The organism is Pseudomonas sp. TWI929, from assembly GCF_039673335.1.
Lineage (GTDB): Bacteria > Pseudomonadota > Gammaproteobacteria > Pseudomonadales > Pseudomonadaceae > Aquipseudomonas.
Genome location: NZ_JBDJLK010000034.1, coordinates 37,407 through 57,621, shown reverse-complemented (window position 1 = coordinate 57,621; position 20,215 = coordinate 37,407). Strand labels below are relative to the sequence as shown.

21 protein-coding genes and 1 pseudogene are annotated in these 20,215 nt (G+C 64.8%); 1 reads left to right on the top strand and 21 read right to left on the bottom strand.

The genetic code is table 11. The features are described 5' to 3' along the window. Window positions 1-81 precede the first annotated feature (81 nt). From ABE456_RS15625 to ABE456_RS15600, 6 genes and pseudogenes are all read right to left on the bottom strand, one after another. Window positions 82-1,377, bottom strand: a complete 1,296-nt coding sequence (locus ABE456_RS15625; protein WP_346644719.1) for a tryptophan 7-halogenase — start codon at window positions 1,375-1,377, stop codon at window positions 82-84. Continuing rightward, window positions 1,370-2,047: a peptidase S8 and S53 subtilisin kexin sedolisin gene (locus tag ABE456_RS15620; protein ID WP_346644718.1), complete on the bottom strand. Its 678-nt coding sequence runs from the start codon at window positions 2,045-2,047 to the stop codon at window positions 1,370-1,372. The genes ABE456_RS15625 and ABE456_RS15620 overlap by 8 nt, the downstream gene beginning before the upstream one ends. Beyond that, entirely contained in the window at window positions 2,037-3,770 is a 1,734-nt protein-coding gene (locus tag ABE456_RS15615) for an ABC transporter ATP-binding protein (RefSeq protein ID WP_346644717.1), read from the bottom strand. Before ABE456_RS15615 ends, ABE456_RS15620 begins: the two co-directional genes overlap by 11 nt. A gap of 1 nt (window position 3,771) precedes the next feature. Then, on the bottom strand, window positions 3,772-5,682 hold the full coding sequence (locus ABE456_RS15610; RefSeq protein ID WP_346644716.1) for a sigma-54-dependent Fis family transcriptional regulator: 1,911 nt from the start codon (window positions 5,680-5,682) through the stop codon (window positions 3,772-3,774). Between the two features lie 223 nt (window positions 5,683-5,905). Beyond that, window positions 5,906-6,142 carry a hypothetical protein gene (locus ABE456_RS15605; RefSeq protein ID WP_346644720.1) on the bottom strand — a complete coding sequence of 79 codons (237 nt, stop codon included), beginning with the start codon at window positions 6,140-6,142 and terminating at the stop codon, window positions 5,906-5,908. Window positions 6,143-6,656: 514 nt separating this feature from the next. Next, a pseudogene (locus tag ABE456_RS15600) lies at window positions 6,657-6,870 on the bottom strand (CsgG/HfaB family protein); the annotation flags it as partial. A gap of 165 nt (window positions 6,871-7,035) precedes the next feature. Between ABE456_RS15600 and ABE456_RS15595 the strand changes: the two are divergent. Continuing rightward, the gene (locus tag ABE456_RS15595) at window positions 7,036-8,061 is read left to right on the top strand and encodes an RHS repeat-associated core domain-containing protein (RefSeq protein WP_346644715.1); all 1,026 of its coding nucleotides are present in this window, start codon (window positions 7,036-7,038) and stop codon (window positions 8,059-8,061) included. Window positions 8,062-8,166: 105 nt separating this feature from the next. Here the strand turns inward: ABE456_RS15595 and ABE456_RS15590 are convergent, their stop codons facing one another. The 15 genes from ABE456_RS15590 to ABE456_RS15520 form a co-directional block, all read right to left on the bottom strand. Next, window positions 8,167-9,015: a CsgG/HfaB family protein gene (locus tag ABE456_RS15590; RefSeq protein WP_346644714.1), complete on the bottom strand. Its 849-nt coding sequence runs from the start codon at window positions 9,013-9,015 to the stop codon at window positions 8,167-8,169. A gap of 34 nt (window positions 9,016-9,049) precedes the next feature. Further along, window positions 9,050-9,463 carry a curli assembly protein CsgF gene (locus ABE456_RS15585; RefSeq protein ID WP_346644713.1) on the bottom strand — a complete coding sequence of 138 codons (414 nt, stop codon included), beginning with the start codon at window positions 9,461-9,463 and terminating at the stop codon, window positions 9,050-9,052. Next, entirely contained in the window at window positions 9,460-9,858 is a 399-nt protein-coding gene (gene csgE / locus ABE456_RS15580; RefSeq protein WP_346644712.1) for a curli production assembly/transport protein CsgE, read from the bottom strand. The genes ABE456_RS15585 and csgE overlap by 4 nt, the downstream gene beginning before the upstream one ends. Continuing rightward, complete coding sequence (locus tag ABE456_RS15575; RefSeq protein WP_346644711.1) at window positions 9,855-10,382, bottom strand: type II secretion system protein; 528 nt, start codon at window positions 10,380-10,382, stop codon at window positions 9,855-9,857. Before ABE456_RS15575 ends, csgE begins: the two co-directional genes overlap by 4 nt. Further along, entirely contained in the window at window positions 10,357-10,731 is a 375-nt protein-coding gene (locus ABE456_RS15570) for a type II secretion system protein (protein WP_003247965.1), read from the bottom strand. The genes ABE456_RS15575 and ABE456_RS15570 overlap by 26 nt, the downstream gene beginning before the upstream one ends. A gap of 5 nt (window positions 10,732-10,736) precedes the next feature. After that, complete coding sequence (locus ABE456_RS15565; protein WP_346644710.1) at window positions 10,737-11,216, bottom strand: type II secretion system protein; 480 nt, start codon at window positions 11,214-11,216, stop codon at window positions 10,737-10,739. Next, a complete protein-coding gene (locus ABE456_RS15560) occupies window positions 11,213-13,078 on the bottom strand; it encodes a secretin N-terminal domain-containing protein (protein WP_346644709.1) in 1,866 nt (621 codons plus the stop codon). Before ABE456_RS15560 ends, ABE456_RS15565 begins: the two co-directional genes overlap by 4 nt. Further along, a complete protein-coding gene (locus tag ABE456_RS15555; RefSeq protein WP_346644708.1) occupies window positions 13,075-13,584 on the bottom strand; it encodes a hypothetical protein in 510 nt (169 codons plus the stop codon). Before ABE456_RS15555 ends, ABE456_RS15560 begins: the two co-directional genes overlap by 4 nt. Next, entirely contained in the window at window positions 13,584-14,147 is a 564-nt protein-coding gene (gene pilO, locus ABE456_RS15550) for a type 4a pilus biogenesis protein PilO (RefSeq protein ID WP_346644707.1), read from the bottom strand. The genes ABE456_RS15555 and pilO overlap by 1 nt, the downstream gene beginning before the upstream one ends. Beyond that, window positions 14,134-14,676 (bottom strand): PilN domain-containing protein, encoded by a 543-nt coding sequence (locus ABE456_RS15545; protein WP_346644706.1) that lies wholly within the window; start codon window positions 14,674-14,676, stop codon window positions 14,134-14,136. The genes pilO and ABE456_RS15545 overlap by 14 nt, the downstream gene beginning before the upstream one ends. Window position 14,677: 1 nt before the next feature. After that, window positions 14,678-15,457 carry a hypothetical protein gene (locus ABE456_RS15540; protein ID WP_346644705.1) on the bottom strand — a complete coding sequence of 260 codons (780 nt, stop codon included), beginning with the start codon at window positions 15,455-15,457 and terminating at the stop codon, window positions 14,678-14,680. Further along, the gene (locus ABE456_RS15535) at window positions 15,441-17,219 is read right to left on the bottom strand and encodes a GspE/PulE family protein (RefSeq protein WP_346644704.1); all 1,779 of its coding nucleotides are present in this window, start codon (window positions 17,217-17,219) and stop codon (window positions 15,441-15,443) included. The genes ABE456_RS15540 and ABE456_RS15535 overlap by 17 nt, the downstream gene beginning before the upstream one ends. A 60-nt stretch (window positions 17,220-17,279) precedes the next feature. Beyond that, complete coding sequence (locus tag ABE456_RS15530; RefSeq protein ID WP_346644703.1) at window positions 17,280-17,813, bottom strand: response regulator; 534 nt, start codon at window positions 17,811-17,813, stop codon at window positions 17,280-17,282. 249 nt (window positions 17,814-18,062) lie between these two features. Next, window positions 18,063-18,704, bottom strand: a complete 642-nt coding sequence (locus ABE456_RS15525) for a SurA N-terminal domain-containing protein (protein ID WP_346644702.1) — start codon at window positions 18,702-18,704, stop codon at window positions 18,063-18,065. 12 nt (window positions 18,705-18,716) lie between these two features. Then, window positions 18,717-20,207, bottom strand: coding sequence for an ABC transporter substrate-binding protein (locus tag ABE456_RS15520; protein ID WP_346644701.1), 1,491 nt, complete (start codon window positions 20,205-20,207; stop codon window positions 18,717-18,719). Window positions 20,208-20,215 lie beyond the last annotated feature (8 nt).

The window sequence follows — 20,215 nt, the reverse complement described above, 5'->3', positions numbered from 1 at the left end:
GGGATAGCACCTGTCAGCCCTGATGCGATCCCTGTGGGAGCTGGCTTGCCGGCGATGGGCCGCAAAGCGGCCCCGGCAATCTCAAACCAACCCCTGCTCGCCCAACCAACGCCGCACCATTTTCTGCTGCTGTTCACCCACGAGGCCAGCCAACACTGCCTCAACCGGCCGGCCACTGCGAATTTCCCGCACCACAGGCGCCAACTCCACCCCCTGCAAATGCCACACCCCCAATGGCTGGTCCGCCGATACTACAACTTCTGCCTCGTCCACCAGCCCGTCACGCAGTACAGGGCGCCGCTCTACCCTTACGGCTTGCCAATCAGCTGCCAGATGCAGTGGTTGCGCATCCGGCCAGCCTTGGCGGCGCGACCAGAACGGTTGCCCCGCCCGACTCTGCTCCTGCCCGTAGAAATCCCGCCCAATCCTGGCAAAGCGCAAGAACAGCTGCTCGACCCGCTGTTGGTGAAACTGCCGCGCCAGTTCTGCCCGCTCGGGCCTGCGCAGCAACGTATTGATCACTACCGGCGCCTGCAACGCCGAAGACAGCGACTGGAAAATCCCGTTGCCCGACAGCGGGTCAACCGCCATCGCGGCATCACCCACCCGTATCCAGTCCTGCCCCACGCACTCACCGGCCAGAATCGCGGTACTGCTACGCGCATGGATCTGTGCCGGCAGCAGAGCCTGAGCATCGAACAGCTCGGCCACCAGCGCGCTGCGTGCACGCCGCGCCACGCAGTAATCCGCCAACCCGGCCTTGCCCGGCAGGCCTGCGGCGTCCAGGGTGACCTGCCAGTAGCAGCGGCCATCTTCCAGCCGTGCCATCCATGCCCAACCATCCTCAAGGCTTTCCACCGCTGAGGCTGGTGCCCCGGGGCTGCCCTGCCAGACATTGAGCAGGCTGACCGACTCCGGCCCACGAAGGCGGTCTGCAGCCAGCGGTGCCTGGCGGCCTCGGGCCTCGACCAGGAAATCGGCCGCCAGCACCTGCCCATCGTCCAGGCGAACACGATGGTCGCCCTCGTGAGCGACCTCACGCACCCGCGCCTCGACCACACTCACGCCCGCCCGTTGAAGGTCTTCGCGCAGCGCCCGGTCAAAACGTTGCCGGTCGAGCAGAAATTCCTGGTTCATCTGCAGATGCTGGCCATTCCAGTGCACTTGTCTGCTGGCCGGCATGGCCGCCTGGCTCAAGGCCCCGCCAAGGCCTGCGTGACGCAAGCCTTCCAGCACCCGCTGGGATACCCCTTCGACAGCCGCAAAGCGGCGCCAATCCGATACCACCGTCACGGCGTATCCCTGCCGCCGCAGGCCAATGGCCGTAGCCGCGCCGGCAGGGCCGGCGCCCAGCACCACAATGCGCGGTTCAGCCATGGCTGGTACCTCGTCGCTCGGGGCCAGTGAAGGCCGCATGGTCACGCAACCAATCATGCACCTGCTGGCGGCTCATGCCCGGTTGATCACGCAGCAAGGCTGCAATCCTGCCGCTCAAGGCCGCGCAGCCGAGGCTCGCCCCCGCCCTGCCGCCCTCACCCACGTAACCGCCAAAATCCGCTTGCCGAGTACCCAGCCACGACCATTGGCCCGGTGTACAGCGGGCATCGCCGGTAATCCGGATGACCCCGGGGTAGCGAGCCGGGTATACCGGCCCACCCTGCGCCGGGCTGGAAGCGCACAACAGCACACCGGCGGCCAGCGCTTCGGCACAGGCCTGGTGCAGCACTGGCCGGTCCTGTTGCAGGCCAAGGCTGAGGTTGACCAGCGTAGCGCCCGCTTCCACCAGCCACAGCAAGGCAGCTGCCACCTGCAAGGCGCTGGTACTGGCCTGGGCACTGAATACCTGAGCCACCAGTACCGGCACCGGCCCGGCCTCACGTTGCAAGCCGGCAAGCACCGCACTGCCGTGCCCCAACTGGTCAGGCAGCATATCCCCTTCACGCAAGTGGCCGCCTTCCAGCCAGAAACGGCGGGCGTCGAGCAATGCGCTGGCCTGCTCTGGCGAGCAGCCACTGTCGATTACGCCAATGCGCACGTCAGTGCCCATGCTGGGTTGCCTCCTGCGGCAGCACCTGCAACTGGCCGTCATGCAAGTACAGGTGCAAGTCGGCATCGGCCAAGGTCGACGCACGGTGGCTGATCAGGATGCGTGTGCGGCCGGCGAACAGTTGGTCGATTGCCGCGATCACTTCGCGCTCGGTGGCTTCATCCACCGCCGAAGTGGCCTCGTCCAGCACCAGGATCGTCGGGCTCTGCAACACCGCGCGAGCAATGGCGATGCGTTGCTTCTGCCCGCCGGACAACTGCTGGCCACGCTCGCCGAGCAGGCCGTCCAGCCCCAGCGGCAGGCTCTCGACCAGGCTGTCCAGCCGCGCCAGGCGCACCACCCGCTCCAGCTCTTCAAGGCTGGCCTCAGGCACACCATAGGCAAGGTTCTGCGCCAGGGTGCCACGGAACAGCACGATGTCCTGGCTGACCACGGCGATGCGCCGGCGCAGCGCGGCGAGGTCCAGCTCGCGCAGGTCGGTGCCATCCAGCAAAATGCGCCCGGCGTCCGGGTCGTAGAAACGCTGCAGCAGGTCGATCAGGGTCGACTTGCCCACCCCCGAGGCACCGCTGATGGCCACCTTGAGCCCACCCGGCACGCACACCTGCACGTTGTTCAGCACTGCGCCCTGGCGGCCTTCATGGGCAAAGCTCAGCGCCTCCAGGCGCAATTCGCCCGGGCCATCGGGCATGGGCTGCGGGTTGGACGCCTGATGCACGGCCACCGCCTCCTGCTTCAATTCCATCACCCGCCCCAGGCTCACGGCCATGCGCTGCACCGCCACGTACAGGCCCAGCAGGCTTTGCACCGGCCCCACCGCCATGCCCATGTAGGTGGAAAACGCAATCAGCGCGCCCAGCTGCCAGGTGCCCTGGATCACCCACCAGCCACCGACCAGGAACGCGCAGGCGCGGCACCATGAGGTCAGCGTGCCGGGGATGGCCTGGGTGAAGAATTCGGTTACCTGCACCTTCAGCAGCTGGCGCATGTAGCCCTGGCCCAGCTGGTCCAGGCGCCCCGCCTCGCGGCCTTGCTGGCCGGCCGCCTGGATGAACTTCATCGCTGGCAGGGTCTCGACCAGGAACGACGACACATCCGCCGAGCGCTCGCGCAGGTTGCGCACTTCACGCTCCACCTTGCGCCGCATCCAGCGCAGCCACAGCACTTCGATCGGCACCAGCAGCGCCAGCAACAGCGACAACTGCCACGACAGCATCAGCATCAACGCCACCGCGCCAACCAGGCCGATCACCGCCGATACTGCCGAGAACAGCGAGTCCACGGCAAAGCGCTGGATCTCCGCCACATCGCCGTCCAGCCGCGAAAGAATGTCGCCGATGCGCCGCCGCCCGTAAAACGTTGGCGACAACTGCTGCAGGTGGCGGTACAGGTCGTCGCGCAGGGCAAACAGAATGCGCCCCGACAAGCGCGTGTGCAGGTAGCGATTGACCCCGGCCAGCACGGTACCCAGCAAGCCGGCGCCGATCATGATCGCCGCCATGTGCCAGAGGGTCTGGTAATCCTTCGCCAGCAACCCCTCGTCGATCAGGGTCTTGACCAGCCAGGGTTGCGCCAGGGCCAACAGCGAGGCACCCAGCGACAAGCCGAGCAACAGGCCGATGGCACGCCGATGCGGGCGCACGAAACCATACAGCCAGGCCAACGCCTGGCGCATGAGTACTGGGTCGCTGGAGTCCACCAGCCTTGCGAACAGGCCGCCCATGTCAGCCGCGCAACTGTTTGAGCTTGCGGTACAACGTCGCCCGGCTGATCCCCAGCGCCTCGGCCGCAGCCGAAACGTTGCCCTGGTGGCGCGCCAGGGCGCCGCGGATCTGTTCCAGTTCGTTGTCCTTGAGGCTGCCGGAGGGCGCCGTGCTGCTGGCCAGTTCGTCCAGCAGGCAGTCGGTGAGGTGGTCGAGGGTCAGCACCTGCTCGCCGTCCTCGCGCATGGCCAGCGCGGTGCGCACCACCATTTCCAGCTGGCGGATGTTGCCCGGCCAGTCGAAGCCTTCGAGCAGTGTGGCCAGTGCCGGGTCGAGGGTAACGCCGCGGGCTTCGGACTTGTCCAGCAGGCCCTGGATGATCGCCGCCAGGTCATCGCGCTCGCGCAACGCCGGTAGGCGCAGTGACACGCCGTTGACTCGGTAGTACAAGTCTTCGCGAAAGTGCTGTTCCTGCACCAGGCGCTTGAGGTCGCGGTGGGTGGCGCAGATCAGTGCCACGTCGATGTCCTGCTCGTCCCCTGCCCCCAAGGGTGCTACACGACGCTCCTGCAAAACCCGCAGCAGGCGCGCCTGCAAAGCCAGGGGCATGTCGCCGATTTCGTCGAGGAACAGCGTGCCGCCATGGGCCTGCATCAGCCGCCCGACCATGCCACCACGGCGGGAACCGGTGAAGGCGCCCTCGCGGTAGCCGAACAGTTCAGACTCGATCAGCCCTTCGGGGATAGCCGCGCAGTTGACTGCCACGAACGGCTTGTCGGCACGCGGGCTGGCCTGGTGCAAGGCACGGGCGACAACTTCCTTGCCAGTGCCGGTCTCACCTAGCAGCAGCACTGGCAAGCCATTGCCCAGCCCCTGGCGGGCCATGCGCAGGTTGCGCGCCAGGCGTGGGTCGCCACCGGCCAGCGCGTCCAGTGCGGGCGATTGCTTGCTCAACGCCGGTTTACTCACCGGCGTGCTGCCGTTGACCCGGCCATGGCGTGGCAGCTGCAAGGCGCGGAAGTAGAACTCGCCCTTGGCAGTTTGCACACTGCTTACCCCGCCCTGCCACAGGCGGGCGATGAAGGCTGGCGAGCGTTCGCCCAGCAGGTCGGTGCTGCGCCGGCCGATCAGCTCGTGGCGTGGCACTTGAAGCAGTTGGCAGGCACTGTCGTTGGCAGCCAGCACTTCACCGTCAAGGCTCAGCGCCAGCAGGCCATGCCAGGCGCTGTTGAGGTATTGCGGGCGGCTGTGGAAGGCCAGCACCAGCTGCTCCGGGTGGCACAGGCCGAACATGCGGCTTTCAATGTTGCCGGCGGCCAGCATCAGCGTCGACAGGCTGTCCTGCGGCTGCGCCATCACCCCTTCACGGGTGATGTCGAGCACACCGATCACCTCGCCGCGCGGATCGCGCAGCGGCACGGATGTGCAGGAAAACGCGCTGAGGCGGTCGAGGTAATGTTCACCGCAGTTGATCAGCGTCGGCCGGCCTTCCACCACGGCGGTGCCGATGGCATTGGTGCCGCGCAGCGACTCGCTCCAGCAGCTGCCCGGGTGCAGGTCACGCAGGCCCTCGCGGCTGAGCACATGGGTTTGGCCTTCGATTGCCAGCACGTTGGCCTGGGCGTCGCCGAGGATAATGATGCCTGCCTTGCCCTGGCGTGCGACCAGGTAGTCCAGTTCCGGGGTAACGGCGTCGACCAGTAGGCGGTTGCGTTCCAGCAGCATGCGCAGGTCGTGGCCCTGCTCCAGGCCCAGACCGACCTGTTCACCTTGCAGGCAATCCAGGCCATGGCCCAGGCTGCGCCGCCAGGAGGCATCGATCTCGTCGCGCAGCATGCCCAGCGGCAGCTCGCCTTCGCTGGCCAGCTTCAGGCGGGCCTGGCGGGATTCGTGCAGCGGGTCTTGGGCGTTTGTTATTAGTTGTCGCGCCATTTTCTACTCCGGCTGTGCCCCGCAAGGTGGCGGGGTACGGGCTTGGGAATTTTCCGCAGTGTGCGGGAGAAATGGCCGGGCGTCATCTGGTTGATGGATTGCGTAGTGGCTGGGGGTATGGCTTGGGTTTTGGGTGGGGCTGACATCGAGCGCCGCCCGCGCGGCGCTCGATCTCACAGGCGCCAAATCTCTATCGCCAGGCGCTTAGAAACCCAAACCGCGCTTAGACCGACACCACATTCCCCCGCCCGGGCAGCTGCTGCCGTTCAACCCCATCCAGCAACGCCTCCACCACCGCCTTGGCCGAGTCCAGCCCATGGTCATTGCTCAGCAACAGATCACGGCAGGTGCCCTTGGCCAGCTCCAGCGCCTTCAGATTGGTCGCAAACGCCCCTTTCAGCAGCGTTGACAGGTGCACCAGCGCATCTTCGTAGTCCACCCCCGAGTGCACGGCAAACAACGGCGGGTGTCTGCATTCACAGGTAGAGAAACTGGAGGACGCCGTGGTGGCGCGTACGGGAGGATCAGGTAAGCCTTTTGTCATTGTGTCGCTCCTTGATTCACTATAGCCGCCACAAATCGCTACCAAACGAAAGGGTGACGGCTGTACGCAGGTTGGTAGACCGGGAATCAAGGAAACCGGCGCGCACGAAGGCGCCCTACGCACAGCCGCCATAAAACGAAACAGCCGGGCACAAAAAAGCGCCAACTGTATCGCAGAGCGGGCACTTGTGCGCCTTGATTGATTGCGGGCTACCAAACCCGGCTGCTGGACTTACAGCAGCGGTGAAAGACTACCGGTGTCGGGGAGGCGTTTCAAGCGAAGGGTAAGCGCTGTAACACTTCTTCCGCCGGCCTTCACTTCCTCACCCGCGGACGCGGTCACTGTGGGAGCAACTGTCTTGCTCAATTTCTAAAAGCTGGCGCGATCCCTGTGGGAGCGGGTTCACCCGCGAAGAGGCCCTCAAACCCAATCACTGCTGCTGATTCTGGCTCAGGTACTTGTCCACCGTAGCCTGCCCTGCTGCCGTATCCCCGCCAGCTGCCACAACCGCCGCTCAATCCCCTGCGCCAGCAAATGCCCCACCGCCGCTTCGATCGCCGACAGCACGCACAGCTGCGCTGGCTCGTTGGTGTTGTACCCGCCTCGGCTTCCAGCAGCTTCTTCAACTCGATCAACTCGAACACCCGGCACTGCGCTCGACCGAGTGCGCTCGATCCCACAAGCGCCAGCCGCCTCGGTACCTCTCAAAGCATTCATCTTCGGCATTCCCACTGATAAATCTACCAGTTCTCCAATACTGCCTCAGCACCTTAAGCTACGCATGTCACGTCGACTCAGGACTTTGGCACATGGCTATCGATACCCGGTATTTCTATCAGAGATCACAACCCAACGTCGCATCGCGCCCTGGGCTGATAACGCACTTTTTCCGTGTAGGGTCGTTGCCACTGGCGGAAGCAGAACATGAAAGTGTGCAAACTCACGCCACACTACTGATCGCCGACAGCAACCACTCAGTATTGAATCGGCAAGGTGTAGACTCAAAGTCTTCAAGTGAAATTAACTACACCGCGTATGGGCTTGACGGTGCCCTGCTGCCTCTACAGCAAGGTTTCAATGGGCAGCTGAAAAATATCGCCCGTCCGCTATACCATTTAGGCAACGGCACCCGCATCTACAGCCCCACACTCATGCGTTTCTGCCAGGTGGACGCTTATAGCCCATTCGACGCAGGCGGCATTAACGCCTATGCCTACTGCAACAACGACCCCATAAATTTTACAGATCCTTCTGGCCATGTTAGAGGCCGGTCTCCCTCTCCGCTGAACACTCCACCCTCGAGCCCTCTTGCTACTCGTGGCCGCTCCCAGTCGCCAATGTATACGCCTGAATGGGGCAGCGTCTCTGAGTTTACGCGTGAACGCAGCCGCTCTCGATCTCCCATCACTGCCGTGGCGCCAGCAGAACGCAGCCGTTCTAAATCCCCCATCACTGCGCCTATATCACATCACCAGTCTGCTCCCGCCCCCGCTCATGAAGCATTGGGTTCGCCACAATATCCTGCCTTTCCAGGGAATGGCGATCAGGGCGCCATGACAGAGTTTTTTAACAGTCTGCCTAGAAAGGATCAACCCAGGCAGACCGGCACGTTAACATTATCACTAAATCAAGCTGTACATTTAAGCATGGAAAACTTGACAACCCAGCCGCTTGAAACCCAAAGGATTCGACAAGCTTTTATATATAGCAGATACACAAACAAACCCATAGGCGACATCACACATTCAATGTCAATTAAACACACCCCTGCAACACTGCCACTAGCAGCGAGCGCTTTTTTAAGATGGGCAAACAGCAATAAGGATGCTTCTTAAAAACAGGAGCGTAACCTATTACTAAAAACAAACGCTTACTCATTACCTATTTACCTGCCACCTCAGCACATATCCTGAGGTGGCAGAGGTCTCGATGAGTTTCCATCAAGGCTGCTGATTCTGGCTCAGGTACTTGTCCACCACAGCCTTGCCATCCCCCGCATCCCCCGCCACCTGCCACAGCCGCCGCTCGATCCCCTGCGCCAGCAAGTGCCCCACCGCCGACTCGATCGCCGACAGCACGCACAGCTGCGCCGGTTCGTTGGTGGTGTACCCCACCTCAGCTTCCAGCAGCTTCTTGAACTCGATGAACTTGAACACCCCGGCATTGCGGCCAACCGAGTAGATGGTCTTGCTGGTCATCACGTTGGCCAGCACCTGCCCGGTGCGCACGTCCACCGCGCGCAGGTTCACGGTCACCTGGTCGACCCGGTACTCGCGGGAGATGTCGATCCCCAGGTAGCGGGCGCCTTCGCCGCCGCTACGCACGTTGGTGTCGTAGGCGATGATGCCCCCCTCCAGCATCAGGTTGGCGGCCTGCAGCGGTGGCAGCTCGCCCATGATGTTTTCCGCCACGTCTGGCTTTTTCTGCGAAGCACGGATGATCTTGCGCTCGGTCAGCAGGTTCTGCAGGCCTTCACGCTCCAGCACCACGAACCAGCCACTGGCGTTCAGGGCGTCCATCAGCATGCTGGCTGCGCCCTGGGTGACGCTGGTGGAGAACGAGCTGGCCGGGGTCGGCTTGTACTGCCCGGTCTGGTCGCGGAAGCCATACACCACTGCCATCAAGCGGCCCTTGGGCCGGGGCATGTTGATCAGGTCGTAATAGGTGGAGGCGCGAGGGGTCAGGGTCGGGGTTTCCGAGTCCTGTTCGGCCGACATGGGTTCGCGCAGGCTGCAACCTTGCAGGCCCAGGGCGGTGAGGATCAGCAGCGTGCTCAGCAGACGTTTCATGGTGTTCTCTCCCCAACATAAAAGCCCTTCCCTCTCAGGGGTTCAGGCCGCTGACCTCAATGATCGAAGTTTCTCCTGTGGCGCGATCGGTGACCTTGATGCTCAAGGCCCCGGAATCGTCGATGACGTCGATGAGAAACGCATCGGTCGCCATGCTGCCGGTATTGCCGTTACTGATGTTGTCCAGCAACTGCGACAACATCCGTGACTCAAGCTGGTTGCTGAAGCGCTCCAGGGCCGAGGTGCCAGAAAACGCCGAGGCACGGTCCTTGAGGTCGGGGTCGTCGTAGTCGTTCTGCGCCTGGGCGTTGTTCAGCAGCCAGGTGCCATTCAGCGGGTTGCCGCCAAATGCCGGGTTGATGGGCGTGTACACCAGCTCGGTGGCCTGGGCAGCACATGCACTGGCCAACAGGCAGGCGGCGATGCAACGGGGTATGCGGTGATTCATAGCTCATCCCTCTCCAGATCGGTGGTGTCCTGTAGCAGGCGTTGCAGCTTGCGTTGAATGATTTGCTGCTTGACCAGGTCGGCAGCTGCCACGGCCTCGTCTTTAAGCTCGGTGGTGTTCGGTGGCAGGAAGCGCCGGTACATCACTTCGCGCTCGAACTCCACGGTCACCAGGCTGCCCCAGCGGGCATCCGGGCGTTCGCGCACCACCAGGTTGAAGTCCAGGCGGCTGGTGGCGCGCAGGCGGTCGGCGAAGTAGTAGTAAAAGTCGTGGCCAATGTGCGAGATGGTGTTATCGACGATAAAACCCTGCATCTCGTCTTCGGCCCCGGCCTTGGCCGGGTTGGCCAGCACTACCAGCAACAGGCTCAGGCACAGCGCAGCCAGGCGGTTCATGGCGTGTCTCCTGGGCCGCTGTGGGTCTGCACGCCGCCGGCACTTTCGGTAAAGGCCTGCTCGGCGACGAACTGCCAGTCGCTGTAGTGCTCCAGCCCTTCGAAACCGCTCCATTCGGTGCTGAAGCCACTGCGTTTGAACGGGGTGTCGTCCGAGCGGCTGTGCACGCCGGTGATACGGCCGTCGATCGAGCGCAGCAGGCCCCACTCGTCGCTGTTGGTGACGGGGTCGGGGTACAGCCGGCGAATGTGCCGTTTGGCCTGCGGGAAACGGTTGTCCTGCAGCAGGTCGGCCAGCTCTTGTGGGTACTGGGCCAGCCCTGGCGAGGCGCGGTAGTAGCTGCGCAGGGCCTGCGCGTACTGGCTGCCCACCCACAGCAGCTGGCGCTCGCGGTCACGTTGGGCGGCGCTGGCCCAGATGGTGCCGGTGGCGGCCAGGGCCACGCTGCTGACCGCAATCAGCAGCAGCACGCCCAGGTAGGTGAAGCCGCCGTTAGCCTTACCATTCAGCGAAGAGGCTGCCATCACGCGCCCTCCCTGTGGCACCGCTCTTGATATCAGCCACGCCGCCGGCCACGCCTTCAGGCGGTGGCACCAGCTGCCAGGCATCGCTGCGCTCGGTGATGGGGTCGACCGGGGTGTTGCGCAGGTAACGTTGCTCCACCAGTTGCTCCAGCGAGTCCGGGTAATGGCCGGTGTCGCCGTAGTAGTGGTCCAGCGCCTCGCGCAGCACCGCCAGGCTCTGGCGCAGGGTGGCTTCGCGGGAGCTTTCCAGGCTGTTGAAGTAGCGCGGCATGGCGATGGTCATCAGCGTGGCGATGATCGCCATCACCACCAGCAGTTCGATCAGGGTGAAGCCTTTGCTGCGTTTCATGGCTGTCACCATTGCCCGTAAGGGATGTTGTTGAGGCCTTTGCCGCGGGCCTTGGAGTACACGTCGAACACATCTTCGCCTTCACGCGGGTTATCAGGGCTGCTGTCGTAAGCGCGCAGGCCCCAGCCGCCTTCGTCCTGGTTCTTGGCCGCCAGCAGCGGGTCGTGCGGGATGCGCCGCAGGAAGTAGAACTTGGCGCCCTTGGCACTGCGTACATCGCGCACGCCATCCACCAGCACCTGCAGGTTCGGCGGGTAGCCGCTGGCATCCAGGCGTTTCTCGATGTAGCCAGCGTCAAAGGCCCGCTTGTAGGCGTCGATGGCATCGCGAATCTGGTACAGCGCCTCGCGCAGCTGCTGCTCCTTGCCGCGGCGCACCACGGTTTCGGTCAGCGGCGCGGCCATGCTGGCCAGCAGCCCGAGCAGTGCCAGGGTCAGCACCACTTCGATCAGGCTGAAGCCGTGCATGCGGCGCTGCGCTTTCATGGCCGTGGGCTCCCATTGACCGGGGCGACGGCCATCTGGCTGTCCGCTGCCGGTGCGTCGGTGGTCGGCGAATTGCCGGGTACATCGACCGGTGGCAGCGGCGCCATCTGGCGCACCTGCATGGCCGACTCGGTGCCGGTGGCAAACTCCATGTCCGACGGGCTCTGGTACGGCAGGTTGCGCACGATGCGCGGGGTGATTGCCAGCACCAGTTCGCTCTTGCTCATGTCGTCCTTGTTGCTGCCGAACAACCGGCCCAGGCCAGGGATGTCGCCAAGGCCGGGGATCTTGTTGCCGCTGGCGTTGTGGTCGTTGCGGACCAGGCCGGCCAGTACCTGGGTTTCGCCATCGTGCAGGCGCAGGCTGGTCTGGGCGTTGCGGGTGTCGACCTGGACCGGGATGGTGCCCTGGCGGGTGGCTTCCAGCGGGGTGGCGTTGCTCACTTCCAGGGCCACCTTGATCGCCACTTCGTTGTTCAGGTGCACGGTGGGCTGCACTTCAAGCTTCAGACCCACGTCCAGGTAGGTAACGCTTTCGGTGATCACCGGGCCCTGGGTGGACGGCACCGAGGTGGCGCTGATGATCGGTACCCGCTGGCCGATGTGGATGCGTGCCTGCTCGCGGTTGCTGACGCGAATCACCGGGCTGGCCAAGGTGTTGATGTCCTTGTCCTGGGCGTTGATCTTGGCTTGCGGCGCCGGCGCGATGCTGATGCGGCTGGAGTCGATACCCTTCAGTTGGTCGAGCACGCTCACCGGCTTGCCGTCGGAGCTCAGCACGCCGAAGGTGTTGGGCCATTGCAGGCCAAGGTCGAGGATGCGCGAGGTGGCCACCTCCATCACCTCCACTTCCAGCACCACCTCGGGGTTGGACTGGTCCTGCGACTGCAGCAGCTTCTCGGCCATGCGTATGGCATCGGGGGTGTCGCGCATGGTCAGGGTGTTGAGGCGCTCGTCAACGAACACGTCGCGGGTCTTGAGCATGGTCTTGACCATGTTCAGCGCGGTGTTGGCATCGATGCTGGTCAGGTAGAAGGTGCGCATGACCAGTTCCTGGTAGTCCTTGGTCTTCTGCGGCGAGTCGGGGTAGATCATCAGGGTGTTGTCGTTGACGATCTTCTGGCGCAGCTGGTTCTGCTCCAGCAGCAGCGCCACGGCGTCTTCGATGCGCACTTCACGCACGAAGATGGTGGCCTTCATGTCCGGGCGCATGTCCTTGTCGAAGATGAAGTTGATGCCGGCGACCTGCGACAGCACCTCGAAGATGGTCTTCAGGTTGGCATCGCGGAATTCCAGGGTCACCGGGCGCTCCAGTTTGCTGTGTAGCTGCGGGAAAGGCTGTGCGGTACGCGCCTGAACGTTCTCGATGTCGCTGCGCAGGGTCATGCCCTTCTGGTTTTGCGGGTCCAGGCGCATCACTTCGCGCATGTAGCGCTCCGCGCCGAACAGGTCGCCCTGGCGCAGCGCCGCCTGGCCCAGGGCCACACGCTCGTCGAGGGTGCGGATCAGCTCCAGCTGGCGGATGCCTTCCTGGGCGCGGCGGTTGTTCGGCTCCAGGGTCAGCACCCGGCCGTAACCCATGCGGGCGTTGGCGAAATCATGGCGGATGCGGTCAGCGTCGGCCTGGGCGATCAGCGCCTCGACCGCCGCCTGGCGGCCGTGGGCCAGGGCGATGTTCAGTTCGGTGTCACGCGGGTCTTCGCGCAGGGCCTCTTCCAGGCGGGCGATGCCGGCCTCGTACTGGCCCTCCTTCATCAACTGGTCGCTGTCCTTGCGTACCGCACTGGAGCCGCAACCGGCAATGGCCACGCATAGCGCCACAAGCAGGAACGGAGCAGGTTTGCACAGCTTTGACGACATCATGGTGCGCTCCCTACAGACAAAGTCTGCGACTGATGCAAAGGCAGGTAAACCAGGCTCAACTCGCTGGCCGATACCCGGTCGAGGCGATAGGTGTCTTCGATGACGTCACCCTGGCGCACGACGTAGAGCTTTTCGCCGCTCTGCAGGAAGACCTGCAGGTCGTCGCGTTCGCCCATGCGGCCGATGAACTGGAATGGCAAGGCCGGGGCAGTCGGGGCGGCGGCCACCACCGGGGCGGCTACCACGGGTTGTTCGGTGACGGTGGCCAGGGCTTGGGGTTTGGTCCATTGCTGGGTTGGGAACAGGTCGCGGGAGGCCTGTTCCGGCCCTTTCGCGGGCTTGCCCGCTCCCACAAGTTCGGCGGCACCCACGGGACCTGTTGGAGCTGGCTTGCCGGCGATGGGGGCCAGCTCATCTTCCTGGCTGAACCAATGGCCTGGTGCCCAGGCCAACACCGCGCTCACGCCGAGGAAGCCGGCCCAGATGACTGCACGTTGTGTGTTCATCATGACCTCGACAGGTAAAGGGTCATGCGTAGGCGGGCATTGAGCTCGCTGTCGCCGATGCGTTTGCGTTGCAGCTCAAGGTCTTCCAGCACCAGGGTCGGCAACTGCTTGAGCAGGCCCTTGAGGAAACCGCGAATCTGCGGGTAACTGCCGCGCACCGGCAGCACGATCTGGTAGCGCGCCAGCTGGGTCTTGGGGTCGACGCCCAGGGCGTACTCACCACGGGCCAGGCTGATGTGCTCGGCACTGGCCAGGTGGTACAGGCGCTCGATCAGCTCGCTGGCCTGTGGCTGCCCTGGCAGTTGCTGGCGCAGGCTGTCCAGCGCCTGCTGCTCGGGCTTGATGGCGATCTTCAGCTCGCCACGCTTTACCCGCTCGACCTGTACGCTGGCATCTGCTTCAGTGGCACGCAGCTCGCGCACGCTCTGCCACTGTGGCAGCACACCGACGCAGACCACGCCAATGGCCAGCAAGCCCACCGCGGCTGCGGCCAGGCCGACCGGGCCGACACGGCGCAGGCGCTCCTGGAGGGTCAGGCTGTTCAGCGATTCAAGGGCGCGCATGGCCGGTCTCCCAGGTAGCGGTGAGGGTGAAGCGCACCGGGTGCTCTGGCTGTGCGGCCAGCACTTCGTGGTTGAGCAGCGAGACGTCGCTGAGCTCGTCACTAGCCTCCAGGCGCTGGTGGTACTGCAGCATCGCTTCCAGGTTGCGTGCTTCGGCGGCGATGCGCACCTGGCCTTTGCGCGCATCCGGGGTCAGGCTGAGCAGCGCGACGTCGTCCTGCGGTTGCGCTTCGAGCATGGCGAACAGTTGCTGCCAAGGCCGTTGCAGCTGCTGCGAAACGCTTTGCATCTGCGCCAGGCGCTCGGCCTGTTCACGGCTGGCGGCACTGCTCAGGGGTGCAGCGGTGGCCGGGCGGCGGCCCAGTTGCAGTTCCAGGCCGTGCACGCTGGCCTCCAGGTCGACCTGCTCGGCTTGCAAGCTTTGTTGCAGCAGCACCAGGCCGACGACCACGGCGCTGCTCAGGGCGAGCAGCGACCAGGCCAACGGGCTGCTGCGCCGGGGCTGGAATTCCAGGTCGAGGCGGCGCATGTCAGGCCACCGCCCGCCACATGGCGCACAGCGGGTCGGTTTCGCTGGCCGGCTGGCACAGCTGCACCGCCGCCAGTTGCGGCACGTCGCCCCGGCCTGGGGCATGCAGGTACACACGTGGCAGATGCTCGCCGTACAGCTCGCAAGTGCGCTCGATCAGCGCTTGCAGGGCCTGGTCGCTGTCAGCGCAGCCTTGCGTCAGCACTTGCTGCCAGGCACCGCCGGCAGCCAGCAGCAGCACACTGCGGCGTGGCTCGGCCAGCACGAACAGGAAGTCGCCCTGCTCCAGTTGTGCCGAGCAGCGGTTGTAGGCGGCCATCAGGTACGGCTGTACCGAGCGCAGGTTCAGGCGGCTTTCCCGGCCCAGCGCCTGTAACCGTTGCAGCAGCGCTTCGGGCAGCGCGGTGGCGATGCGGGCGGCACCGGCAGGCTCCGGCGACAGCACGATGCGCCAGTCGTCCAGTGGCTGCCCGTAGAGGTTTTCGAAGCAGGCCCGGGCGTAGGCGTCCAGTTCGCGTGGGTGGCCAATGGCGTCACTCCAGGGCACCAGGCAGAAGCGGCTGTAGCGGGCCGACAGCAGCACCCGCAACTGGGCACCGCGTACGGCATGCTCGGCCAGCAGTGCGGCCAGCGCATCGACGGCGGCTTCCCAGGCCGGTTGGGCGGCATCGCAGCTGAACTCGCGGCTGCCCAGCCATTGGTGATGGTTGTTGTGCCAGCGACCCAGGCCGACACCCTCGGCGCCCAGTACGGCGCAGAAACGATCAGATGAATGTGACACGGTTGATCTCCTCAAGGGTGGTGCGGCCATCGCGGACCAGGTCCAGGGCCGAGGCCCGCAGCAGGCGCAGGCCGCGCTGGCAAGCGAGTGTCTTGATTTGCGACAGGGGGCGGCGTTCGACGATCATCTGCCGCAGGTCGTCGTCCAGGTGCAGCAGTTCGGCGATGGCGCTGCGGCCGCGGTAGCCACTGCCACGGCACTGGCCGCATCCCTGGGCGCGGACAAACTTCCAGCCAGCCACACCCTCGCGGGTCAGGCCCGAGCCAAACAGGGTGTCGTCATCGTGTTCGCAGGGGGTGGCGCAGTGCGGGCAGGCCAGGCGAATCAGGCGCTGGGCCAGTACCGCGTTCAGTGCAGAAACGAAGCTGTAGGGGTCGACCTGCATCTGGCTGAAGCGGCCGATCACATCGAACACGTTGTTGGCGTGGATGGTGGTGAACACCAGGTGGCCGGTGAGCGCCGACTGCACGGCGATCTGTGCGGTGTCCGGGTCGCGAATTTCGCCGACCAGGATCTTGTCCGGGTCATGGCGCAGGATCGAGCGCAGGCCGCGGGCAAACGTCAGGCCTTTCTTCTCGTTGACCGGGATCTGCAGCACGCCGGGCAGCTGGTATTCGACCGGGTCTTCGATGGTGATGATCTTGTCTACGCCATGGTTGATCTCGCTGATCATGGCGTACAGGGTGGTGGTCTTGCCGCTGCCGGTAGGGCCGGTGACCAGGATCATGCCGTAGGGTTCGGCGGCCAGCCGGCGCAGGGCGCGCAGGGTTTCGTCGGCAAAGCCCAGGGCTTGCAGTTGCACACCGCTGACCCGGTCGGACAGGTCCTGCTTGTCGAGCACCCGCAGCACCGCGTCTTCGCCAAAGATGCTGGGCATGATCGACACGCGGAAGTCGATTTGCCGGTCACCCACGGCGACCTTGAAGCGGCCGTCCTGGGGTACGCGTTTTTCGCCGATGTCCAGTTCGGCCATGACCTTGATGCGCGAGATCACCTGGTCGGCGAAAGCGCTGCCGCTGGCCTTGCCGGCGCCATTGAGCACACCGTCGATGCGGTACTTGATGGTCAGGCCCTGGCCGGTCATGCCCAGGTGGATGTCGCTGGCGTGCAGCTTGAGGGCGTCGTACAGGGTGGAGTTGACCAGTTTGACCACGCGGCTCTGGTCTTCGCTGATGCTGGCCAGCGACAGGCGTTGCAGCGGGTCGCTTTCATTGCTGGTTTCGGCTTCGTGGTCGAGGGCATCGACGGCGTGGAAACATTCTTCGTGGCGGGCCAGAAAGGTGGCCAGTTCGGCGGCGTGGGCCAGGTACAGCGGAGCACCTTGCAGCACATCATCGATCCAGGCCAGGCGGGCGTGGTCGAACGGGTCGGCGAACACGCCCAGCAGTTGGCCGCCCTGCTCGATCAGCACGAATTCGCGCTTCAGGCACACGGCCAGGCTGACCTTGTCGAAGCGTGGGGTGCTAGCCAGCAGGGTGTGGCTGTCCAGCACCGGGTAATGCAGGGTCAGGCCCAGGCGGCGGGTGAAGGTGTCGGGGGTGTCGCAGGCCAGGCGTTCCAGGCAGTTGAGCAGGCGCTCGTCGCTGGCTTGCAGGCGGGCCTGGGCCAAGAGGTCGCGGGGGTAGGCTGAGAATGGTGCTGGACTCTTCGCGAGCGAGCTCGCTCCTACAGGTTCAACGCAATCCTGTGGGAGCGGGCATGCCCGCGAATGGGCCGGTGCAGGCTGTAGAGCTTCCCGGGTTGCATCGAATGCTTCTGGCATGGCCTGCGACTCCGCTCAGGGGGCGCGTCGCAGGCTGGCTCGGCCAGGGTGCGGGCGCCGCTATTCCCCTGTGAGCAGTTGTTCGTCGTCGGGCCCTGGGGGCTTGGCGCCATTACGGCGGCGGTCAGCCAAAACCCAGCTTCCATCGTACAACTGCAGGGGGAACGATTCGTTCCTGTTCTGGCGTCGTTCGACGAACCCTTCAGCCGGGTTGTCCGTGGCCCTGCGCCGGCGCTCGATGCCCACCAGGTCGAAGATCGCACGTGCCAGTTCCGCCAACGGGAACGGCTTGAACAGGACATGACTCACACCGAGTTCGGCGGCCCGCTCACGCACCTCGACGGTGGGGTGGGCGGTAATCAGCACGAAGTGGCATTGCCTGTTCTTGCGTACGGCCTCCAGAACCTGAAAACCCTCCATGTCGGGCAAGCGGTAATCCAGCACAACTACTTGCGGTGCCAGGCTTTCAGCCTGCTCGATACCACTGGCACCGTCGTGGGCAACATGAACTTCCAGGCCTTGCGCCTGCAGATATGCTTGCAGGTTCTGCGCAAGAGTCTGTTCGTCATCGACTACCAATACTCTGTTCACCAAGGTCGACTCCCAAGAACTGCCCGGTTACCCGGTCTGCGAAGTGCGCCCTTGTACAAGCTTGAGCAGGCTTCGTGCCAGGCGTGAATAGTCATGTTGCACCGCTGTAAGTCATTGATTTGCCAAAGGTGCCGGCCAGCGCCCGAAACACCGCGGGCAGGCACACCCGCTCGGTTCCCCACAAGCGGGGAAACTGATGGCACATTGCCAAACCTTAATTCCCCAGCTTTGGGGGAAACGCCATCAGGGGCCTCAGTCGGCGATCTCCACTTTAGCGGATTCGCGCAAACGTTGGCGCACGGTATGACGCGCCTGCGCCTCCCGTTGGCTGATGAGCGTGGCCCTGGCCAAGACCAGGCCCTGTTCGTGTGTGACCAAAGGGTTATCACTTTGGTTCTGCGCTCCTTGCAACCTTTCTCGGTTGGCATCATAGAATGCCTCCACTTCGGCCTGGCTCGGCGCGTCGACTGCGCTGAGCTGGGCATACACCTGCTGTGCCGCCATCTCCTGCCGGGTGTATTCATTGTACTGTGCCCTATCGAAGCCCGCCTCTGCCAGACGCCGCTCGAAAATTGCCGGGCTGCCAAATGCCGCTTCCACCTCGCCGACGTGCGCCGACACCTGCTCATCACTGACGGCGATGCCTTGGCGTTGGGCCTCCTGCCATAGCAGCTCCTTGTCGATCAGATCGTCCAGGGCCTGGTCGCGCAGGCGCTTGTACAGGCCTGGGTTGCGGATACTGGTCACCGCGCGGCCCTGGGCGTTCAGGTATTCGCTGAAATAGCGCTCAAGGCGCATCAGCTCGATCTCCACGCCATTGACCCGCGCGGCGGGCACATCGGCCCAGCTCGCCCTGGCGACTACCAATAACAGGCACAGCAACACAATACGCATGGCAACCTCCGTTCAAGGGCTGTCCGGCACCGGCCGGTACGGGGTGACCGAGGTGAAGCGCGGCCCAGGCAGGGCCACCGCCACCACATGGGCACCGGCCATGCCCTGGCGGCGGCCGGGGCCAAAGCCCAGCGCCGGGGTCAGGCCGGTGGGCACATCGTGCAGGCCTTCCAGCGCGGCTATCAGCTGCTCGCGGCTGGCGTCACGGCCAATTTGTTTCAACGCCTCGCTCAACAGGCGCATGGCGCACAGGGTGTTGACCTGCAGCGACGCCTGGCGTGGGTCGAGGCCCTGGCGCTGCTGCAGGCCGGCCAGGGTTGCCAGGCCCTGCTCGGTCCAATCCTCGGGTACGTAGGGGTAGGCCAGGAACAGCCGTTGCGACCACTGCTCGGGCAAGTGCGCCACGGCGCCGGCCACCTGGCTGGAGGCGGCGAACAGATACGGCTGGCGGCCTGCCGCCTGCAACGCCGCCGCCAGTTCGGTAAAGGCCTGGGCGCGGCCGAGGAAGACGATGCCCTGCCCCTCCACTGCCTGGCCGTCAAAGGCCTGGATGGCGGGGGGCGCCCAGCCTTGCTGCAGCAAACGTTCGCGCACCTGCTCGGCCAACGCCGCCTGCTCGTTGCCGGCATACACCACGCGCAGTTCGCTCGGCGCCAGGCCCAGCGCTGCGCGGGCATGGCCGGCCAAGCTCAGCAGTTGCTCGGGTAACCCGGGTAGCGGGTCGAAGATCTGTGCACTGCCGCCACTGCGCGGGGTGTTGCCGATCAGGGGCACATTCTGTGGCGCCAGCAGGGTTGCCAGGCGCTGGTCGAGCATGGGCGCCAATGGCGAAATCAGGGCGAACACCCGCTCCTGCTCCAGCAACTGTTGCAAGGCCCGTTCGGCACTGGCCGGGTCGTAGCCCGGGTCAAGCACTACCAGTTCCAGGCGCCGCCCATGAATGCCGCCTTGCTGGTTGAGCTGCGTCACGCCGTCTTCCAGCACCGCACGCACCACCTGCCCGGCTTCAGCCAGCGGGCCGTTGGTGGGTAACAACGTGCCCAGGCGCAGCACGCCCTCTTCCACACCAGGGTCGCGGTCCTGGGCCAGGCGTTTGAGGTAGGCGGTAAGGTTGCGCTGGTCGGCCAGGGTCAGTTCGAAGCGCGGCATGGCCGGGTCGAGGCGGTTGCCGGCCGGGTCCACGCCATGCTGGATGGCCCGGGCCAGGCTGCTGTCGGTATAGGCCGGGTAGCTACGGCCGTTGGCCTCGCGCGCGCCCTGGCCAAGCGCCAGGCGTTGCCAGTCGAGGTTGGGCGGGCGCACACCGCCTTCGGCACGGCCGCGGCCATCGCTGCCATGGCAGCTGGCACACGGCAGCACGCTGGCTGGCACGCTCATGTCGCTGGCCCCGAGACGGGCCTGCAGTTGCGCATCGCCGCTGGAGGTGCCCTCACGGTACAGGCGTTTGCCGGCTTGTTCATGCTCGGTCAGGTCCAGGGCCAGGGCTGAAGCCAAGGGTGCCATGCCAAGCA

What these genes read in the sequence shown, in the direction of transcription:
- ABE456_RS15620 (WP_346644718.1), bottom strand. Translation starts at nt 2,047, where the DNA reads ATGGGCACTGACGTGCGCATTGGCGTAATCGACAGTGGCTGCTCGCCA.
- ABE456_RS15575 (WP_346644711.1), bottom strand. Translation starts at nt 10,382, where the DNA reads ATGGCAGCCTCTTCGCTGAATGGTAAGGCTAACGGCGGCTTCACCTAC.
- ABE456_RS15565 (WP_346644710.1), bottom strand. Translation starts at nt 11,216, where the DNA reads ATGAAAGCGCAGCGCCGCATGCACGGCTTCAGCCTGATCGAAGTGGTG.
- ABE456_RS15625 (WP_346644719.1), bottom strand. Translation starts at nt 1,377, where the DNA reads ATGGCTGAACCGCGCATTGTGGTGCTGGGCGCCGGCCCTGCCGGCGCG.
- ABE456_RS15525 (WP_346644702.1), bottom strand. Translation starts at nt 18,704, where the DNA reads ATGCGTATTGTGTTGCTGTGCCTGTTATTGGTAGTCGCCAGGGCGAGC.
- ABE456_RS15610 (WP_346644716.1), bottom strand. Translation starts at nt 5,682, where the DNA reads ATGGCGCGACAACTAATAACAAACGCCCAAGACCCGCTGCACGAATCC.
- pilO (WP_346644707.1), bottom strand. Translation starts at nt 14,147, where the DNA reads ATGCGCGCCCTTGAATCGCTGAACAGCCTGACCCTCCAGGAGCGCCTG.
- ABE456_RS15555 (WP_346644708.1), bottom strand. Translation starts at nt 13,584, where the DNA reads ATGAACACACAACGTGCAGTCATCTGGGCCGGCTTCCTCGGCGTGAGC.
- ABE456_RS15585 (WP_346644713.1), bottom strand. Translation starts at nt 9,463, where the DNA reads ATGAATCACCGCATACCCCGTTGCATCGCCGCCTGCCTGTTGGCCAGT.
- ABE456_RS15595 (WP_346644715.1), top strand. Translation starts at nt 7,036, where the DNA reads ATGGCTATCGATACCCGGTATTTCTATCAGAGATCACAACCCAACGTC.
- ABE456_RS15535 (WP_346644704.1), bottom strand. Translation starts at nt 17,219, where the DNA reads ATGCCAGAAGCATTCGATGCAACCCGGGAAGCTCTACAGCCTGCACCG.
- ABE456_RS15615 (WP_346644717.1), bottom strand. Translation starts at nt 3,770, where the DNA reads ATGGGCGGCCTGTTCGCAAGGCTGGTGGACTCCAGCGACCCAGTACTC.
- ABE456_RS15560 (WP_346644709.1), bottom strand. Translation starts at nt 13,078, where the DNA reads ATGATGTCGTCAAAGCTGTGCAAACCTGCTCCGTTCCTGCTTGTGGCG.
- ABE456_RS15570 (WP_003247965.1), bottom strand. Translation starts at nt 10,731, where the DNA reads ATGAAACGCAGCAAAGGCTTCACCCTGATCGAACTGCTGGTGGTGATG.
- ABE456_RS15545 (WP_346644706.1), bottom strand. Translation starts at nt 14,676, where the DNA reads ATGCGCCGCCTCGACCTGGAATTCCAGCCCCGGCGCAGCAGCCCGTTG.
- ABE456_RS15520 (WP_346644701.1), bottom strand. Translation starts at nt 20,207, where the DNA reads ATGGCACCCTTGGCTTCAGCCCTGGCCCTGGACCTGACCGAGCATGAA.
- csgE (WP_346644712.1), bottom strand. Translation starts at nt 9,858, where the DNA reads ATGAACCGCCTGGCTGCGCTGTGCCTGAGCCTGTTGCTGGTAGTGCTG.
- ABE456_RS15590 (WP_346644714.1), bottom strand. Translation starts at nt 9,015, where the DNA reads ATGAAACGTCTGCTGAGCACGCTGCTGATCCTCACCGCCCTGGGCCTG.